The following is a 17,554-nucleotide window of genomic DNA, read 5'->3' as shown; positions in this document are numbered from 1 at the left end:
TGCTTTTTATCGGTTATGTGGTATGGTAGAATATCGTTATGAGTAAAACTTACTTTTTGATAAAAAAGGGGGCCATTTAATATGGCAGTTAAGATTAAAACCCAGTACGGAACAATCGATATCGCAAACGATGTGATTTCGACTGTCGTTGGTGGTGCCGCAACTGATAACTATGGTGTTGTTGGTATGGCCAGCCGTAATCAAATTCGAGACAACGTTAACGATATTTTGAGAAGAGAGAACTACAGCAAGGGTGTTGTTGTTCGTCAACAAGACAATGGAATTGCAGTTGAAGTGAACATTATTGTTGGCTACGGCACTAAAATTTCTGCTGTTTCAAAAAGCGTCCAAGAAAAAGTTAAGTATAATTTAGAATCAATGCTTGGCGTAACTGCTAATTCGGTCAACGTTCTCGTTCAGGGTGTTCGTGTACTAGCTGAATAAATTAGCATGATCTCGTCAGGAGGATAAATAATTGACAGTCACAAAAATTACAAACCTTGAATTTGGCAAGATGGTGCAAGCCGCTTCAAATCGACTCCAGCAAAACGCCGAATTCATTAATTCATTAAATGTGTTCCCAGTTCCAGACGGGGATACCGGTACTAATATGAGCATGTCGCTTGCTAGCGGGGCTAAATATGAACGCGAGGCAACCAGTGACGATGTTGCTGATCTCGCTGCTGCCTTAGCTAAGGGACTCCTAATGGGTGCCCGCGGAAATTCTGGTGTTATTTTGTCACAAATTTTCCGTGGATTTTCCAAGGGAATTGAAGGCAAAGCAACGTTAACTGGTAAAGATTTTGCCGCAGGATATGCCAGTGGGGCCCAGACGGCTTATAAGGCCGTAATGAAGCCAACCGAAGGTACCATCCTAACTGTTGTTCGCGAATCCGCTAAGGCGGGAATTGAAAAGGCCGATGAAACGGATGATATCGTTGAAATTTTGGCAACCATTTACGAAGCAGCACAAAAAGCACTTAAAAAGACACCAGATTTACTTCCCGTTCTGAAAGAAGTGGGGGTTGTTGATTCAGGTGGGCAAGGGCTTACTTTTGTTATTCAGGCTTTTTATGAATCACTTAGTGGCAAGGTTATTGATGATGAAGACCACACACCTGATAATGCAGAGATGGATGAAATGATCAATGCCGAACATCATCGTAGTGCTCAGGGACAGCTTGATCCGGATGATATCGTATATGGTTATTGTACTGAAATCATGGTCCGAATTGGCCGGGGGAAACAAGTTACCAAAAAGTTCGATTATGATGAATTTTACAACTACCTTGCAGATTTAGGAGATAGCTTGTTAGTTGTCAACGATGACGAAATTGTCAAAGTGCATGTCCACACTGAACATCCTGGTAAGGTATTGTCTTGGGGACAACAGTTCGGTGATTTACAAAAAGTAAAAGTTGATAACATGCGATGGCAACAAGAAACCATCATGGAAAAGGATGAACAACCCACAGCAACTAGCTCTGAGAGCAGTGTACCAAGCACCCCAGTTGAAACAGCCGTGATTGCCGTTTCATCAGGAGAGGGCATTGCTAAGCTATTCAAGAGCTTGGGTGTAACCCACGTTATTAGTGGTGGTCAAACAATGAATCCAAGTACTCAGGATATTGTTGATGCAATCAACGCCAGTGGTGCCAAGAAGGCTATTGTATTACCTAATAATGGTAATATTTTTATGGCTGCGGACCAAGCGGCAGATGTCGTTGAAATTCCAACTAAAATTGTGCACAGTAAGACCATTGCGCAGGGAATGACGGCCATGCTTGACTTTAACCCCGATAGTTCACTCGAAGAAAATCAGACTGCTATGGAAGAAAATCTTGCAACGGTTAAAAGCGGTGAAGTAACCAATGCTATCAGAGATACCACTATCGATGGTATTGACATCAAAAAAGACGATTTCATGGGCATTGTGAATGGTAAAATTACGGTCACAGATCCAGATGTTCAGATGGCGGCCATCAAGATGGTTAAAGCTATGTTGGATGACGATAGTGAAATTGTAACGATCATTTTGGGTTCCGATGGTGACGAGAAAACAGCTCAAGCTATTGAAGCTGCTATTGAAGAAATTGACGATGAACTTGAAATTGAAATCCATTCTGGTGGTCAGCCAGTTTACCCATATTTAATTTTAGTTGAATAATGATCTACCTTGATCGGGGGAAAACTGTGTTTTCACTCGATCATTTTTGTATTAGTTAACAAGTAAAGGAGGAATTTGGTGCTTAGTCTTCAGGATTCTGTTTCTGCTGTGCCAGGAGTTGGTCCAAAAACGGCCGAAAATTTAGCAACGTTGAATATCCTGTCCGTTGAAAATCTGCTCACGTACTATCCTCTTCGTTATGATAACTTTGAAGTTCAATCTGTCCAAAATGCTAAGGACCAAGAAAAAATCACGATTAAAGGGACCGTGATGTCGGAGCCGGTGATTGCACGATTTGGGTATAAAAAAAATCGATTAAGTTTTCGGCTTATGGTTAATCGTGAAGTTATTTTGGTGACTTTTTTTAATCAGCCTTATTTAAAAAGCAAGATTGAACTTGGCCGCGATTTGGCTGTATTTGGTAAGTGGGATGGGCAACATCTTCGTATGACTGGCAGTAAGTTAATCACGGTTGATACTGCTGAATCGCATTCATACAGTGCTGTTTATCCAACTAATAAAAATGTGAAAAAGGCCACGATCAAAAAGATTATTACTGCGGCGTTTAAACAATATGAAAACGTGATTCCGACGCTTATTCCAGAGTCGTTGCGCCAACAATATCATCTAATGTCCCGCAAAGAGATGATTCGTGAGATGCATTTTCCAACCAGTGATGAACAGTCTAAGCTTGCCAAACGAAGTGCAACCTATGAAGAATTTTTTTTGTTCCAATTGCGGCTACAAGCAACTAAACGAGCAAATCAAAAACGTAATGGACTCGTCATTAAATACCATAACGATGAGATTAAGTCATTTATCGGGCAATTGCCCTATGAGTTAACAAAGGCGCAGAAGCGAGTTGTGAATGAAATTTGTCGTGATCTTCTTGAACCGGTTCAAATGAATCGGCTACTGCAAGGTGATGTAGGGTCTGGTAAAACCATTGTTGCGGCAATTGCCATTTATGCCGCAATTACTGCTGGATACCAAGCAGCATTGATGGTTCCCACCGAAATTTTAGCTGAACAGCATGCGCAAAACTTAGCACATCTTTTTGAAGGCTTGCCAGTGAACGTTGGGCTGCTAACGGGTTCCTTGACCGCGAAGCAGCATCGAATACTTGAAGATCAAATTCGAACGGGTGCCATTAATTTAATTATCGGAACCCATGCACTTATTCAAGATAGTGTTGAGTATGCCAACCTTGGGCTTATTATTACTGACGAACAGCATCGATTTGGTGTTAACCAGCGTCAAAAGCTACGTGAAAAGGGGGACCGGCCAGATGTTTTGGCGATGACTGCAACTCCCATTCCGCGAACATTAGCAATTACCGCTTATGGTGAGATGGATGTTTCGATCATTGATGAATTACCAGCTGGACGACTTCCAATTCAAACTCGCTGGTTAAGGTCTAACCAAAATGGGGTTGCGTTGGAATTCGTTGCACAGGAATTAAAAAAGGGTGCGCAAGTATATATTGTCACTCCACTAATTGAAGAGTCAGAAGCTTTGGATGTGCAAAATGCCACAGCACTTTATGAACAATTGGCGGCTTATTTTGAACCACAATTTAAAGTTGGCTTATTACATGGCCGTTTGTCAAATGATGATAAAGATGCGGTCATGGAGCAGTTTAAGGCTAATGAATTACAGGTATTAGTTTCCACAACCGTCATTGAAGTGGGGGTGGATGTTGCCAATGCAACGGTTATGATGATTTATGATGCAGACCGTTTTGGCCTTGCCCAATTACACCAACTTCGTGGCCGTGTTGGTCGAGGAAAGCAACAAAGCTACTGTATTTTGCTTGCTGATCCTAAAAATGAAGTTGGAGTGGCACGAATGCAAACAATGGTGGACACGACTGACGGGTTCGTCGTTGCCCAAAAAGACATGGAACTACGAGGATCTGGTGATATTTTGGGACAAAAGCAATCTGGTGTCCCAGAATTTAAAATTGGCGATCCGGTAGGAGATTTGAAAATACTAGAAATTGCACAACATGATGCTGCAGAACTGCTTAAAATGCCCCATTGGGATGATGTCACAGACAATATTCCACTAGTTGCATATTTAAAACGGCATCAGTTGCAAACTCATTTTGATTAAAAAGAGAGGTTGATGAAATGATGAAAATTGCTGTAGACGCCATGGGTGGCGATCACGCACCACAAGAGATTATTAAGGGTGTCGAGGCTGCTCGTGATCAATATCCAGATATTGAATTCTTGCTTTTTGGCGACGAGCAACAAGTTACCGCTGAGATTAAGAACCACGAACGACTACAATTAATTCCGACAACAGAAATGATTGAGATGGGAGAAGAACCGGTTCGAGCAATTCGTAAGAAAAAAGATTCTTCAATCGTGCGTGCAGCCACGGCGGTTAAAGAACATCAAGCTGATGCCTTCTTTTCCGCGGGTAATACGGGGGCAGTCTTGGCCGCTGGGTTACTAATTGTGGGCCGTATTAAAGGAATTGATCGCCCAGGTTTAACTTCTGTTCTGCCCGTACCTAATCCAGAGTTAGCACAGTCTAATTTTGTATATCTAGATACCGGGGCAAATGCTGAAAGTAAAACCAAAAATTTATTTGAATATGCATATTTAGGTAAGTTTTACGCACAACAGGTTTTGGGTGTTAAAGAACCACGGATCGGTCTTTTGAATAACGGCGAAGAAGAAGACAAGGGAGATCGACTCCACAAAGAAGTTTGGCAACAACTAAATGACGCAACTGATTTAAACTTTATCGGTAACATTGAATCTGGCGCTTTGCTGTCCGGCAAAGCCGACGTCATTGTTACAGACGGTTGGACAGGTAATGCAGCACTGAAAGCCACTGAAGGAACTGCGAAAACGGTCCTTAAATTAATCAAACATGGTATTTTGCATGGTGGATTACGTGCGAAACTCGGCTATTTACTTTTGAAGCCAGTGTTCAACCAAATTGCCAATGTTATGGGAACTTCGACATACGGTGGCGCTGTTTTGCTAGGTTTGAAAGCCCCGGTGGTTAAAACCCATGGTGCCTCCAAAGCCGATGCGGTTGCAAATACAATTAGCCAGATTAAGACCATGATTGATACAAATGTGATTCAACAAACCGTTGATTACTTTGGTCACCAAGAATTAGTGGACAATCCTACTGAAAACGACTAAACTGGTTCAGTGAGAAAAAACGAGGAGCAACTAAATTATGGATAAACAAGCAATTTTTGATAAAGTAAGCGAAATCGTCGCTGACCATTTTGATATTGATCGTGCTAAAATTACGACTGATTTAAATTTAAAAACCGATTTAAATGCGGATTCAATTGATTTTGTTGAATTTGTACTTGAAGTAGAAGATACTTTTGGTTCAGAGATTTCTGATGAAGAAGCTGAAAAACTTAGTACTATTGGTGAAGTAGTTGACTACATTGCCAATAACCAAGCCAAATAAACTAAATACTGAACTAAAAGGGCCGTAGCAAATTGCATACGGTCCTTTTCCGTGTAAACAAGTGGTTGTTACTCTTTTCCAATCTTGTTAAAACACGTATAATAGGCACTATAACAGAAGAAGGAAGTAGCAATGATAAAAGAATTAGAAAACGAATTAGCAGATAAATTTGATATCCATTTTACTAACCATGCTTTATTGGATGAAGCATTCACACAAGCCTCTTATGTGAATGAGCACCCCAACCGCGGTTTGAAATTTTATGAACGAATCGAATTTTTGGGAGATGCAGTTTTACAATTAACAGTTTCGGAATACATCTACAAGCGCTATCCACAGATGCCACAGGGGGAACTCACCCGGTTACGTGCGGCAATGGTTCAAGAGGATAGCTTCAGCAAGTTTGCAGTCGAATGTCATTTTGATCAATATATTCGTCTTGGTCATGGTGAAGAAATGGCTGGTGCTAGACAACGGTCCTCTTTACTGTGCGATATTTTTGAATCATTTATTGGTGCCTTATATTTGGACCAGGGAAAAGATGCCGTCGTTTCTTTCATCAGTAAAGTTATTTTTCCGAAATTAGACCAAGGCTGGTTTGATAATGAAGTCGATTATAAAACTAGTCTTCAAGAATTCCTCCAACGCAATGGTGATGTTGATATCGACTATACTGTCATCAAAGAAGAGGGCCCGGCTAATGCCCGCCGGTACACAGTCGGGGTAAGTGCTGATGATCAACAAATCGGTACGGGAACTGGGACTTCAAAGAAGCACGCCGAAATGGATGCTGCAAAAAATGCACTTCAAGATCTACGGCAAAATCAACAATAAAGTGAGAGACCAAGATGCGATTGATTTCATTAGAGTTAAATGGATTTAAGTCATTTGCTCAAAAAACCAAAATTGAATTTATGCCGGGCATGACAGGAATTGTAGGCCCAAACGGGAGTGGTAAAAGTAACATCATTGAAGCAATCCGTTGGGTGATGGGCGAGCAGTCAGCAAAAGACCTCCGGGGCAACAAAATGGCAGATGTCATTTTTGCTGGATCGGATACACGTAAACCACTTAATCGGGCGGAAGTAGCCATTACCTTTGATAATCAAGATCACTATCTTAATAGTGACTATAGTGAAATTAAGATCACTCGAAAACTGTATCGAACCGGAGAAAGTCAATATTTAATTAATGGTCAAGAATGTCGTCTCAAAGATGTTCTTGACTTATTTATGGACTCTGGGCTGGGGCGTGAGTCATTCTCAATTATTTCACAAGGGCGAGTAGAGGCCATCTTTAATGGAAAGCCTACAGATCGTCGGGCCGTCATTGAAGAAGTTGCAGGGGTTGCAAAATACAAGAAAAATAAAACTACCGCTGAAAAGCGATTGGCTGATACTACCGATAACCTTCACCGAGTCGGTGATATCATCAGTGAACTGGAAACTCAGCTTGAACCCCTAGCGCAAGAAAGTGCACTTGCTAAAGAATTTCAAGAACAGAAAAAACAGTTTGATCAACTTGACCGCACTAAAACTGTGCTTGATATTGAAGCATATCAAGCTCAAACCAAAACAATTGAACAAGAACAACATCGTTTGGACCAAATGACGCATGACTATGATAAAAAAGTTAAAGCAGCAGAATCGACACTGGTTAAATTAAAGCAGAGTCAAACGCAGCTCACACAGCGAAAAGATTTGCTTCAGAATCAATTACTTGAACAAACGAAGAAAATTGCGGACCTAAACAATTTATTAAGTCTTAGTTCTGAACGCTCAAGTCAACAAAAGATTAACTTGGGTCAATTAAAACAACAACGTACGCAGCTTGAACAGAATAAAGAAGAGGCCTCGCAAGAGCTCGCCAACATTCAAGCTACATATTCGACACAGCAAGCTGAAATTAATGCCATGCAAGAGCAGGTTGCAAAAGCCGAACAGATAACCGCTGAACAGCAGGCACAGCTATTAACGGATCAAATTGAAGCACTCCAAAATCAACAAATCGATCAAATGCAGGCGCTGACGACTGTTCATAATCAAAGAACCTTTCTAACTCGAAACCATGAACAAGATAGTAAACGACAAGTTCAATCTCAGACAGAACTGAAGACCATTCAGGCACAGTTTGATGAACTAAAAATAGCCTTGACACAGCAACAACAGCAGCGAAACACATTGAATGCTGAACTCACTGACAAGCGAAAACAACTGAATACAGAACTTAATCAGCGGCAAAGTTTAAAAAATGACTACGATGCTACACAAAAAAAGTGGTATCAGGCATTAGGTAATGTCCAGTCACTGGAAGCAAGACAGACGAGTCTCAAATCACTGGAAACGGAGTATTCGGGATTTTATCAAGGCGTACGTACTGTTCTTCAGCAACGGCAACAGTTTAACGGGCTTATGGGACCGGTGGCGGAATTGATTAACGTCCCTGCACAATATACGACCGCCATTGAAACCGTCCTTGGTGCACAGCTCCAAAATTTAGTCGTTGATAACCAAACAACGGGACAAGCCATTATTAGCTACCTGACTCGTAACCGTGGTGGACGGGCAACTATCTTACCAATTGATTCATTGGCGCATCATACACCCAATCAAATTATTTTGGATCGAATTAGTAACATGGATGGTTTTTTAGGGCTGGCTAGTGAACTAGTCACCATTCAACCTGAGCAGCAAATTATTGTTGACCATCTCCTTAGTAATACAATTGTCGCGGATAATTTATCACATGCAACCCGTATTTCGAAGCAGACGCAGCACCGTTTTAGAATTGTCACAACTGATGGGCAACTTATTAACGCTAGTGGCGCAATGACTGGTGGTGCCAACCGCCAACAAAGGCAAGGGCTACTTAGCCGTCAGAACGAAGTTGAGCAACTGGAAACTAAACTAGTTGCTGCTAGAAGCAACGTGAGTGATTTAGAAGCAACCATTCAAAAACTCGATCGGGCAACACAAGCTAATAATCAGGTTATTGCGCAATTACAAACAAGTGTGACTGACCTAACAAATCAGTTTCAAACTGCTGATGGCAAGTTGAAAGTATTAACCGATCGACAAAAGCTAAATGAACGGCAGTTAAAAGCACTATCCTTCGAGGTAGGGCAACAAGACGGTTCAACGTCCTCATATGAGGATCAGTTACGCACTAACGAGAACAAGTCCCAAGAAATTGAGCAAACCATTGAAACGTTGAAGCAGAAAATAATAGCAACGAAACAACAGCTTAATGTGACACAATTAGACGACTCTAAACGTCAAGAATCACTTCAGCAAAAGAAGCAGTGGCTTGCAGTTGCACAAGAAAAGATTCGACAAACAAACCAGCAAAAAAAGCAATTGCAAATTAACATACACACGATTGATGCTCAATTGGATGAGCTGAATTCCAAAGCCAACATGGCGAGTGAATCGCAGGAAAAAAGAGAGCAGGAAAAGGCTCGTGCAACTCAGTCGTTACAACAATTAAAAAATGCGCAGGCTGAATCACAAACTAATCTAGAACTTGTCACTCAAAAGCTAGATACGCAAACTACTCAAATTGAAACTGCTAGTCATGATTTAGATCGTCTGCGTGAACTCCAGCGAGCAACCCTAAACGATCTCGATGAAGTTCATGCCAAAAATGCGAAATTATCAGCCCAATTAGATCACGGATTTAACCGTTTGTCCGAAAACTATGCTATGACATTCGAAGAAGCTAAACAAAACCTAAGCTCAATGGCGCCACAACAAATTAATACTCAGCTAAAATTGTTGAAGCGTGGATTAGATGAAATTGGACCGGTAAATCTTGGTTCAATTGAAGAATATGACCGCGTTAATAAACGCTACTCATTCTTGCATGATCAACAAACGGATCTTTTATCCGCAAAACAGCAGTTAAATGATACAATGCAAGAAATGGATCAAGAGGTTGAAACGCGATTTTATGAAAGCTATCAGCAGGTTGCAACATCATTCTCACATATTTTTGCTCAAATGTTTGGGGGCGGCCAAGCTCAGTTAGTTTTAACAGACCCAGATAACCTATTAACAACTGGCATTGACATCATTGCTCAGCCACCTGGCAAGAAGAATCAACAGATGAGCTTACTTTCTGGCGGGGAAAAGGCACTGACTGCGATCACGCTCTTATTTGCCATTTTGGAAGTTCGCCCGGTACCATTTGCGATTTTAGATGAAACAGAAGCAGCACTTGATGAAGCTAACGTAAACCGATTTGCGCGCTATTTAAGTACTTATGGGGACAATGGCCCACAATTTATTGTTGTCACTCATCGTAAGGGAACTATGATGAATGCTAATGTTTTGTATGGGGTAACAATGCAAGAATCTGGTGTTTCAAAAATGGTTTCAGTATCTCTTGAAGATGTTCCGATTTAAGGAGGAAATAATGGGATTATTTGATATTTTTAAACGTAAACAAAAGAAAAGTGACACGACAGAACCAGAAAGTACCGCGGTTGTTAGTGAATCACCGTCTGCAACACCAGTCAGCGAAGTAGAACTAAGTAGTAACACTGCACAAGCGGCAGCAAGTGCGATGCCCCAATCACAATCAGCAACTTCAGCGACCTCAACACCTGCTTCAGAAGTAACCACGGTGGCTTCTGAACCCGTGAATTCTGAGGTGCCAGTAAGTTCTGTTCAGGATACTGTTGAATCAGATCAAAGTGACGATGAGCCAGTTGAAAAGCAACCCTCACAATCAGCAGCAAGCGTTGTCGAACCAACCTCAGTAGAAACGAATGCTAACCAAGAAAATGAGAGCCACAATGAGGCTAGTGAAGATACCGGTACCGATAATAAGTATGAGCAGGGACTGGCGAAAACGCGAACTGGATTTGGTGCACGTCTCAATGCCTTGCTAGCCAACTTCCGTCATGTAGATGAGGACTTTTTTGAAAACCTAGAAGAGGCATTAATTGAGTCCGATGTAGGCTTTGAAATGGCTGAGACACTAAGTGACCAACTTCGTGAAGAAGTCAAATTACAGAATGCGAAAAATAAACAAGCCGTGACTAACGTCATCATTGAAAAAATGGTCGATTTATACGAACAACAGGGCAAAGATGAACATAACGAAATTAACTTTGCACCAACTGGACCAACTGTCATTCTATTTGTTGGCGTGAATGGTGTGGGTAAGACAACCACAATTGGTAAGATGGCCGCAATGTATCAGCAGCAAGGGAAAAAAGTACTTCTAGCGGCTGCTGATACGTTCCGTGCGGGTGCCATTCAGCAATTACAGGTCTGGGGCAAGCGCGATCATGTTCCGGTTGTAACCGGACCGGAAAAAGGGGATCCAGCAGCAGTTGTATTTGATGCTGTGGAGCGTGCCAAACAAGAAAATTACGATATTTTGTTCGTTGATACGGCTGGTAGACTACAAAATAAAGTGAACTTAATGAATGAATTAGCCAAAATGAAACGCATTATTAGTCGTGAGATTCCTGATGCCCCTCATGAAGTATTGCTGGTTCTTGATGCTACAACGGGCCAGAACGCACTCAGTCAGGCAAAGTTGTTCAAGGAAAGCACCGATGTAACTGGAATCGTCCTGACAAAGTTGGATGGGACTGCTCGCGGCGGAATTGTGCTAGCAATTCGTAATGAACTCCATTTACCTGTTAAATACGTTGGCCTTGGAGAAAAAGTCTCAGATCTACAAAAATTTGATGCGAGCGAATTCGTCTACGGACTATTTAAAGGTTTAGTTGAACCAACTGATTAGGATGGTGACACAATGGAGATCGAAAAAAATTACCGAATTAACTCGTTATTTGAATTTTATCAACCACTACTAACACAAAAACAAAATAACTACATTCAGCTTTACTACGGGGATGACTTTTCCCTGGGCGAAATTGCCGAAGAATTTTCTGTGAGTCGTCAAGCAGTGTATGATAATATAAAACGGACGGAATCGATTCTGGAAGATTATGAGAGTAAACTCCATTTACACCAAGACTTTTTAGCTCGTAATCGCCAGGCAGATGAGATTCAAAGCTATGTCGCAACGCATTATCCGCAGGATGAACATCTTAATAATCTGGTTGCACATCTCGAAAATCTAGAAGAAGAATGATGGGGAGTAAGTTATGGCGTTTGAAGGATTAACACAAAGATTACAAGATACAATGGCAAAGCTACGGCGTAAGCCAAAAGTAACGGAAGCTGATTTAAAGGAAACGATGCGAGACATTCGTCTAGCGTTGTTGGAAGCCGACGTTAACTTCAAAGTGGTTAAGGACTTTGTCAAACAAGTACGTACTCGGGCTGCAGGTGCTGATGTTCTCAAAGGATTAAACCCCGCCCAGCAAATTGTTAAAATTGTTAACGAAGAACTAACCAAGATGATGGGGGAAGAAGCAGTTGCCCTCAACAAATCTGATAAAATTCCAACTATTATCATGATGGCTGGTCTCCAAGGGGCTGGTAAAACGACAACGGCTGGTAAATTAGCCCTAAAACTCAAAAACGAGCAAAATGCCCGACCAATGTTTATCGCAGCCGATATTTATCGTCCTGCTGCGATTGATCAATTGGAACAGGTTGCCCAGTCAATTGAAGTCCCGGTTTTTCAACTTGGAACCGACGTTGATCCCGTTGAAATTGTCCGGCAAGGATTGCAACAGGCACGCGATCAACATAATGACTATGTAATCATTGATACTGCTGGTCGTTTGCAAATTGATGAAAAGTTAATGGACGAACTAGTTCAAATCAAGACTCTCGCGTCCCCAGATGAAATTTTGCTGGTTGTTGATGCAATGACGGGTCAAAATGCGGTTGAAACTGCTGAAGGATTTAACGAAAAACTGGATATCACTGGTGTCGTTTTAACTAAATTAGATGGTGATACTCGTGGTGGGGCGGCACTTTCGATCCGTGCCGTTACCGGTAAACCAATTAAATTTGTCGGACAGGGTGAAAAGATGGATGACCTAGACGTCTTCCATCCAGATCGAATGGCGTCCCGTATCTTGGGCATGGGTGATATGCTCACATTGATCGAAAAGGCTCAAAAAGATTTCGATGAAGAGCAGGCCCAAAAAACCGTTGAAAAGATGCGTGAAAATTCATTTGATTTTAATGACTTCTTGGATCAAATGGCACAGATGCAAAAAATGGGATCAATGGAAGATATCATGAAAATGATTCCAGGAATGGCTAATAACCCTGCCTTGAAGAATGCTAATATTGATCCTAAAGATATGGAACATTTAAAAGCCATCGTGTATTCAATGACACCAGCAGAACGTGAAAATCCTGATTTATTGAACCCAAGTCGTCGCCGTCGTTTAGCAGCTGGTTCTGGTCGTCCGATTGTAGAGGTCAACCGGATGATTAAGCAGTTTAATCAGATGAAAAAAATGATGAAACAAGTTTCAAATGGAAATATGTCTGGTCTTGAGAATATGATGGGTGGGTCTATGCCAGGTGGCCGTTTAGGTAAACTGGCAATGAACCGAATGTCTCGCCAAATGAAAAAGAACAAAAAGAAACGAGCAAAGAAAAACAAAAAACGTCGTTAATATGTATGAAAAGGTTACTTTCAAACTGAAAGTAGCTTTTTTTGTTACCTAATTTAAATTTATCTAACAAAAAATGAAAATTTAAAAGATAATCAGACCATATTAGCATGAAAGAATAAAAACGTTTGTTAATTATTAGGAAAAGGAATACAATAATGGTGTATTGTGAAACTATATTCAAAGATTGACTTTTTTGTAAAAGGAGGAATTTGAAATGGGGATAAAAATTGGTGTATTAAAAGAACAATCTCCACATGAGCATCGTGTTTCAATCGATCCAGAGGTTGTTAAAAGGCTAACTAAGTCCGGCAAAAAAGTTTTTATTGAAAATAGTGCCGGCAGTGACGCCAATTTTTTTGATGTGGACTATACAGCCGTGGGAGCTGAAATAGTTGACCGAAAAACGGCTTTAACGACGACTGATATTGTAGTCATGATTGATATGCCAGATGACGAAACACTGGCCGCCTTGAAAGATGGACAAGTCGTGATCGGGTTATTTAATTCGTTAACTATTCCGGCTAAAATTGAGATGTTAGCAAAGAAAAATGTAAGCGTTATCTCAATGGAACTTCTACCTCGGACAATCAGTCGGGCACAAACCATGGACGTGTTAAGTTCACAGTCCAGTGTTGCCGGTTATAAAGCGGCTTTGATTGCAAGTGATCTTTATCCAAAGTATTTTCCAATGATGATCACGGCTGCTGGAACCGTTAAACCAGCTAAAGTATTGGTGCTCGGAACCGGTGTTGCCGGATTACAAGCCATTGGTACTGCTAAGCGATTGGGGGCGATTGTCTCTGGGTACGATGTACGTCCTGCATCACGTGGTGAAGTTGAGTCGCTCGGTGCAACCTTCTTAACTAGTTCAGTCGCAAACGGTGCTGGAAACGGTGGCTATGCCCGTCAATTAACAGCTGAAGAACAAGCGGCTCAGCAAAAAGAGTTGGCCGATTTTATAGCACAAAATGATATTGTCATCACAACGGCTCAGGTTCCAGGACATAAGCCGCCATTATTAGTCACGGATGATAGCGTCACAAATGCCAAGCCAGGCACGATCTTTGTTGATTTGGCTGCTAGTGAGCTAGGGGGAAATGTGGCTGGGAGCCAGCCCTTCAAAACGATCACAACTGAACAACATGTCACCATTGTGGGTGCCGGAAACTTAGCTAGCCAAGTTTCAAATTCAGCTTCGCAGTTATTTGCTAAAAACATTCTCGCTGTGTTGAACTATATTATTGATGAGGACACGGTCCAATTTGATTTAACCGATGATGTATTAAAAGACTTGGTTGCTACGCATAAGGGAGATATTGTAAACCCACGGCTTCGAAAAGCCCTCGATTTACCGGATCTTCCGGATCCTCATACAGAAACGGAGGAGAGCTAATATGAGTCAAGAATTATATACCAATATTGCCATCTTTGTTCTCAGTATTCTTGTCGGATTTGAGGTAATTAGTAAAATTCCTGCGACACTGCATACACCAATGATGTCTGGCGCAAATGCTATTCATGGGGTTGTCGTGGTTGGAACTATTCTAATTGCGCTGGAGGCACACTCAATATTATTTTACGTGATTGCCTTCATTGCGGTCTTCTTAGCCTCTGTCAATGTGGCCGGTGGATACGTTGTCACTGACAGAATGCTTACAATGTTTTCAAAACCCAAAAAATCAGATGATCAATCACAAGACGGGGGTGAAAAGTAATGTCACTATTAATGACAATTGTTTCACTGATGTATTTAATCAGTGCCGCCTGTTACGTCATTGGATTGCATATGATGCGGACGCCGAAAACCGCCCGTAATGGTAATCGAGTTTCAGCTGTCGGAATGATTATTGCTGTTATTATGACTTTTTTGATTGCACTACATCAAAATGAGGCAACAATGACCGGTAGTCTCATTTTGGTAGTTGGATTAGTCCTTGGATTAGGATACGGTACTATTCGCGCCCGGACGGTGGAAATGACGGATATGCCGCAACTGGTTAGTTTGTTCAATGCTGTTGGTGGTGGTGCCGCAGCAGCAATCGGGACATTTGATTACCTGAGTATGGCGGCTGGCTCTCATTTACACTTTGCATTTTCATTTCCTGTCGCACTTGATCTTGTTATTGGTGGGATTACTTTCTCCGGTTCATTGATTGCTACTGGTAAATTAGCCGGTAAAATTTCTGGTAAACCCATTACTTTTCCTGGTGCTAAACTCCTCAATGCCGTTGTCGTCATTGTTATCCTAGTTTCCGTAGTACTAACTATTGGATTCGCTGCTAATTCTTGGTGGCTAATTCTCACGCTATGTGCCAGTTTAGTTTTTGGAATTTTAATGACAATTCCAATTGGTGGGGCAGATATGCCAGTTGTTGTCTCCTTGCTAAACGCTTTTACCGGCTTAGCCGTATCAATGGCCGGCTTTGTCATCGACAATCAAGCCTTAATTATTGCAGGGGCGTTAGTTGGTGCTGCGGGGACAATCTTGACCTTACAAATGGCAGCAGCCATGAATCGGTCAGTCATGAATATCATTGCCGGTGGATTCGGTACTGGCGATAGTAATAGTGCTGCAGCTGATGATATTCCCGTAAATGTTAAGGAAACTACCGCTGATGATGTTGGTGTTCAACTTGCCTATGCAAATAATGTCATGATCGTCCCTGGTTACGGACTTGCCGCGGCACAAGCACAACACGAAGTGGCCGAACTAGCAAAACTGTTGACCGATCACGATATCAATGTTAATTATGCTATTCATCCAGTTGCTGGGCGGATGCCAGGACATATGAATGTGTTATTGGCGGAAGTTAACGTTCCGTATGACCAAATGAAACAGTTAGAGGAAGCCAATTCAATGTTTGAAAATACGGATGTATCACTCGTAATTGGGGCCAATGATGTGACCAATCCTGCAGCACGACGCAAAGGGACCGCCATCACAGGAATGCCAATTCTAGATGTCGATAAATCTAAATCCGTGGTTGTAATTAAACGTTCTATGAGTACTGGATATGCAGGTATCCAGAATGAATTGTTCTCAGATGACAAGACCCACATGCTATTCTCAGATGCAAAAAAAGGAATTCAAGAAATTATTGCATCCACCAAAGAATACTTGGATGAATAAGGACGTTCATACCTACCAAATCGACGAAATATGAAGTTATTTCAAATAAATTTAAACTGTTAAGGAAATTTACTTTACATTCGTTTTAAACACTGGTATATTATTACGTGTTAATAAAAGTTTGGGAGGTGTCTATTCAATGTCAGTTAAAATTCGTTTAAAGCGTATGGGTTCAAAGAAGCGTCCTTTCTACCGTATCGTAGTTGCTGATTCACGTTCACCACGTGATGGTCGTTTCATCGAAACAGTGGGTACTTACAATCCATTGATCGAACCTGCAGAAGTTAAGCTTGAAGAAGAAACGATCATGCAATGGCTTAACAATGGTGCACAACCATCAGATACTGTTCGTAACATTTTATCTAAAGCCGGCGTTATGAAGAAGTTTCACGACGAAAAGCTTGCAAAAAAGTAGTGGTGTTTAATCATGACTAGTACTGAAATAGATACTTTAATTAGATTGATCGTCCAACCGATTGTGGCTCATCCAGAAGCCGTTCAGATAGATATGGAAAGAACATTGAAGTATGAACAATACACTTTAGATGTTCACGCCGAAGATGTTGGACGTGTAATTGGCCGTCATGGTCATGTTGCAGCTGATATTCGGACAATTGTCTATAGTACGATTAACGATAAATCTAGAAAAGTACGGTTAGTGATTAATGATCATCGTAACCACGAAACTCCCACACAATAACCGTGCGGGAGTTTTTTCTTTAGTTAAAAATAAGGAGACAACGTGAAATATTATAATGTAGGAAAAATTGTTAATACTCATGGTATTCGCGGCGAAGTTAAGGTGGTCTCAACAACGGATTTTCCGGAGGAACGCTTTCAGCCTAAACAACAACTCTATATTCAAGCACAGCAACCGATTCCAGTTACCATCACGGCCGTAAGAGAACATAAGGGAACCTATCTGCTCAAGTTCAAAGAGTTCGACAATATCAACCAAGTTGAACCTTATAAAGGGCAAGAGCTTATGATCAGCGAAGATGATCAACAATCACTTGAAGATGGTCAATACTATTATCATCAAATCATTGGGTTAGATGTTGAAACCCTTACCGATGGAAAAATTGGTACGATTAAAGAAATTTTAGCGCCTGGTGCTAACGACGTATGGGTTGTTAAACGGCCACACCAAAATGATCTATTATTGCCTGTGATTGATGATGTTGTTAAAACAGTTGATCTTGAACACCACAAAGTTTTAGTAGAATTAATGGAGGGGCTTGACTAA

Annotated in this window: 16 protein-coding genes; all 16 read left to right on the top strand. The window is 41.3% G+C overall.

What is annotated here, in order from left to right; genetic code table 11:
- Positions 1 to 81 precede the first annotated feature (81 nt).
- The 16 genes from FC26_RS01685 to rimM all read left to right on the top strand — a co-directional run bounded on the left by FC26_RS01685 (position 82) and on the right by rimM (position 17,554).
- A complete protein-coding gene (locus tag FC26_RS01685; RefSeq protein ID WP_057777307.1) occupies positions 82 to 444 on the top strand; it encodes an Asp23/Gls24 family envelope stress response protein in 363 nt (120 codons plus the stop codon).
- 31 nt (positions 445 to 475) lie between these two features.
- Positions 476 to 2,167 carry a DAK2 domain-containing protein gene (locus FC26_RS01680; protein ID WP_057777305.1) on the top strand — a complete coding sequence of 564 codons (1,692 nt, stop codon included), beginning with the start codon at positions 476 to 478 and terminating at the stop codon, positions 2,165 to 2,167.
- Between the two features lie 78 nt (positions 2,168 to 2,245).
- Entirely contained in the window at positions 2,246 to 4,282 is a 2,037-nt protein-coding gene (gene recG / locus FC26_RS01675; RefSeq protein WP_057777304.1) for an ATP-dependent DNA helicase RecG, read from the top strand.
- A 20-nt stretch (positions 4,283 to 4,302) separates the two neighbouring features.
- On the top strand, positions 4,303 to 5,334 hold the full coding sequence (plsX, locus tag FC26_RS01670) for a phosphate acyltransferase PlsX (RefSeq protein ID WP_057777354.1): 1,032 nt from the start codon (positions 4,303 to 4,305) through the stop codon (positions 5,332 to 5,334).
- Positions 5,335 to 5,371: 37 nt separating this feature from the next.
- Positions 5,372 to 5,617, top strand: a complete 246-nt coding sequence (acpP, locus tag FC26_RS01665) for an acyl carrier protein (RefSeq protein ID WP_057777303.1) — start codon at positions 5,372 to 5,374, stop codon at positions 5,615 to 5,617.
- 132 nt (positions 5,618 to 5,749) lie between these two features.
- The gene (rnc, locus tag FC26_RS01660; protein ID WP_057777302.1) at positions 5,750 to 6,451 is read left to right on the top strand and encodes a ribonuclease III; all 702 of its coding nucleotides are present in this window, start codon (positions 5,750 to 5,752) and stop codon (positions 6,449 to 6,451) included.
- Between the two features lie 14 nt (positions 6,452 to 6,465).
- Positions 6,466 to 10,020 (top strand): chromosome segregation protein SMC, encoded by a 3,555-nt coding sequence (smc, locus tag FC26_RS01655; protein ID WP_057777301.1) that lies wholly within the window; start codon positions 6,466 to 6,468, stop codon positions 10,018 to 10,020.
- A gap of 10 nt (positions 10,021 to 10,030) precedes the next feature.
- Positions 10,031 to 11,374, top strand: a complete 1,344-nt coding sequence (gene ftsY / locus FC26_RS01650) for a signal recognition particle-docking protein FtsY (protein WP_057777300.1) — start codon at positions 10,031 to 10,033, stop codon at positions 11,372 to 11,374.
- A 12-nt stretch (positions 11,375 to 11,386) separates the two neighbouring features.
- Complete coding sequence (locus tag FC26_RS01645; protein WP_057777299.1) at positions 11,387 to 11,728, top strand: putative DNA-binding protein; 342 nt, start codon at positions 11,387 to 11,389, stop codon at positions 11,726 to 11,728.
- A 13-nt stretch (positions 11,729 to 11,741) separates the two neighbouring features.
- Positions 11,742 to 13,178, top strand: coding sequence for a signal recognition particle protein (gene ffh, locus FC26_RS01640; RefSeq protein ID WP_057777298.1), 1,437 nt, complete (start codon positions 11,742 to 11,744; stop codon positions 13,176 to 13,178).
- 214 nt (positions 13,179 to 13,392) lie between these two features.
- Complete coding sequence (locus tag FC26_RS01635) at positions 13,393 to 14,571, top strand: NAD(P) transhydrogenase subunit alpha (RefSeq protein WP_057777297.1); 1,179 nt, start codon at positions 13,393 to 13,395, stop codon at positions 14,569 to 14,571.
- Between the two features lies 1 nt (position 14,572).
- A complete protein-coding gene (locus FC26_RS01630; protein ID WP_057777296.1) occupies positions 14,573 to 14,893 on the top strand; it encodes an NAD(P) transhydrogenase subunit alpha part 2 in 321 nt (106 codons plus the stop codon).
- Positions 14,893 to 16,308 (top strand): NAD(P)(+) transhydrogenase (Re/Si-specific) subunit beta, encoded by a 1,416-nt coding sequence (locus FC26_RS01625; protein ID WP_057777295.1) that lies wholly within the window; start codon positions 14,893 to 14,895, stop codon positions 16,306 to 16,308. Before FC26_RS01630 ends, FC26_RS01625 begins: the two co-directional genes overlap by 1 nt.
- Before the next feature lie 139 nt (positions 16,309 to 16,447).
- Positions 16,448 to 16,723 (top strand): 30S ribosomal protein S16, encoded by a 276-nt coding sequence (gene rpsP, locus FC26_RS01620; protein WP_057777294.1) that lies wholly within the window; start codon positions 16,448 to 16,450, stop codon positions 16,721 to 16,723.
- A gap of 12 nt (positions 16,724 to 16,735) precedes the next feature.
- Entirely contained in the window at positions 16,736 to 17,008 is a 273-nt protein-coding gene (locus FC26_RS01615; RefSeq protein ID WP_057777293.1) for a KH domain-containing protein, read from the top strand.
- Between the two features lie 42 nt (positions 17,009 to 17,050).
- A complete protein-coding gene (rimM, locus tag FC26_RS01610; RefSeq protein ID WP_057777292.1) occupies positions 17,051 to 17,554 on the top strand; it encodes a ribosome maturation factor RimM in 504 nt (167 codons plus the stop codon).

The sequence above is a fragment of the Paucilactobacillus vaccinostercus DSM 20634 genome, assembly GCF_001436295.1.
GTDB lineage: Bacteria > Bacillota > Bacilli > Lactobacillales > Lactobacillaceae > Paucilactobacillus > Paucilactobacillus vaccinostercus.
This window is presented reverse-complemented; position numbering and strand designations above follow the sequence as displayed.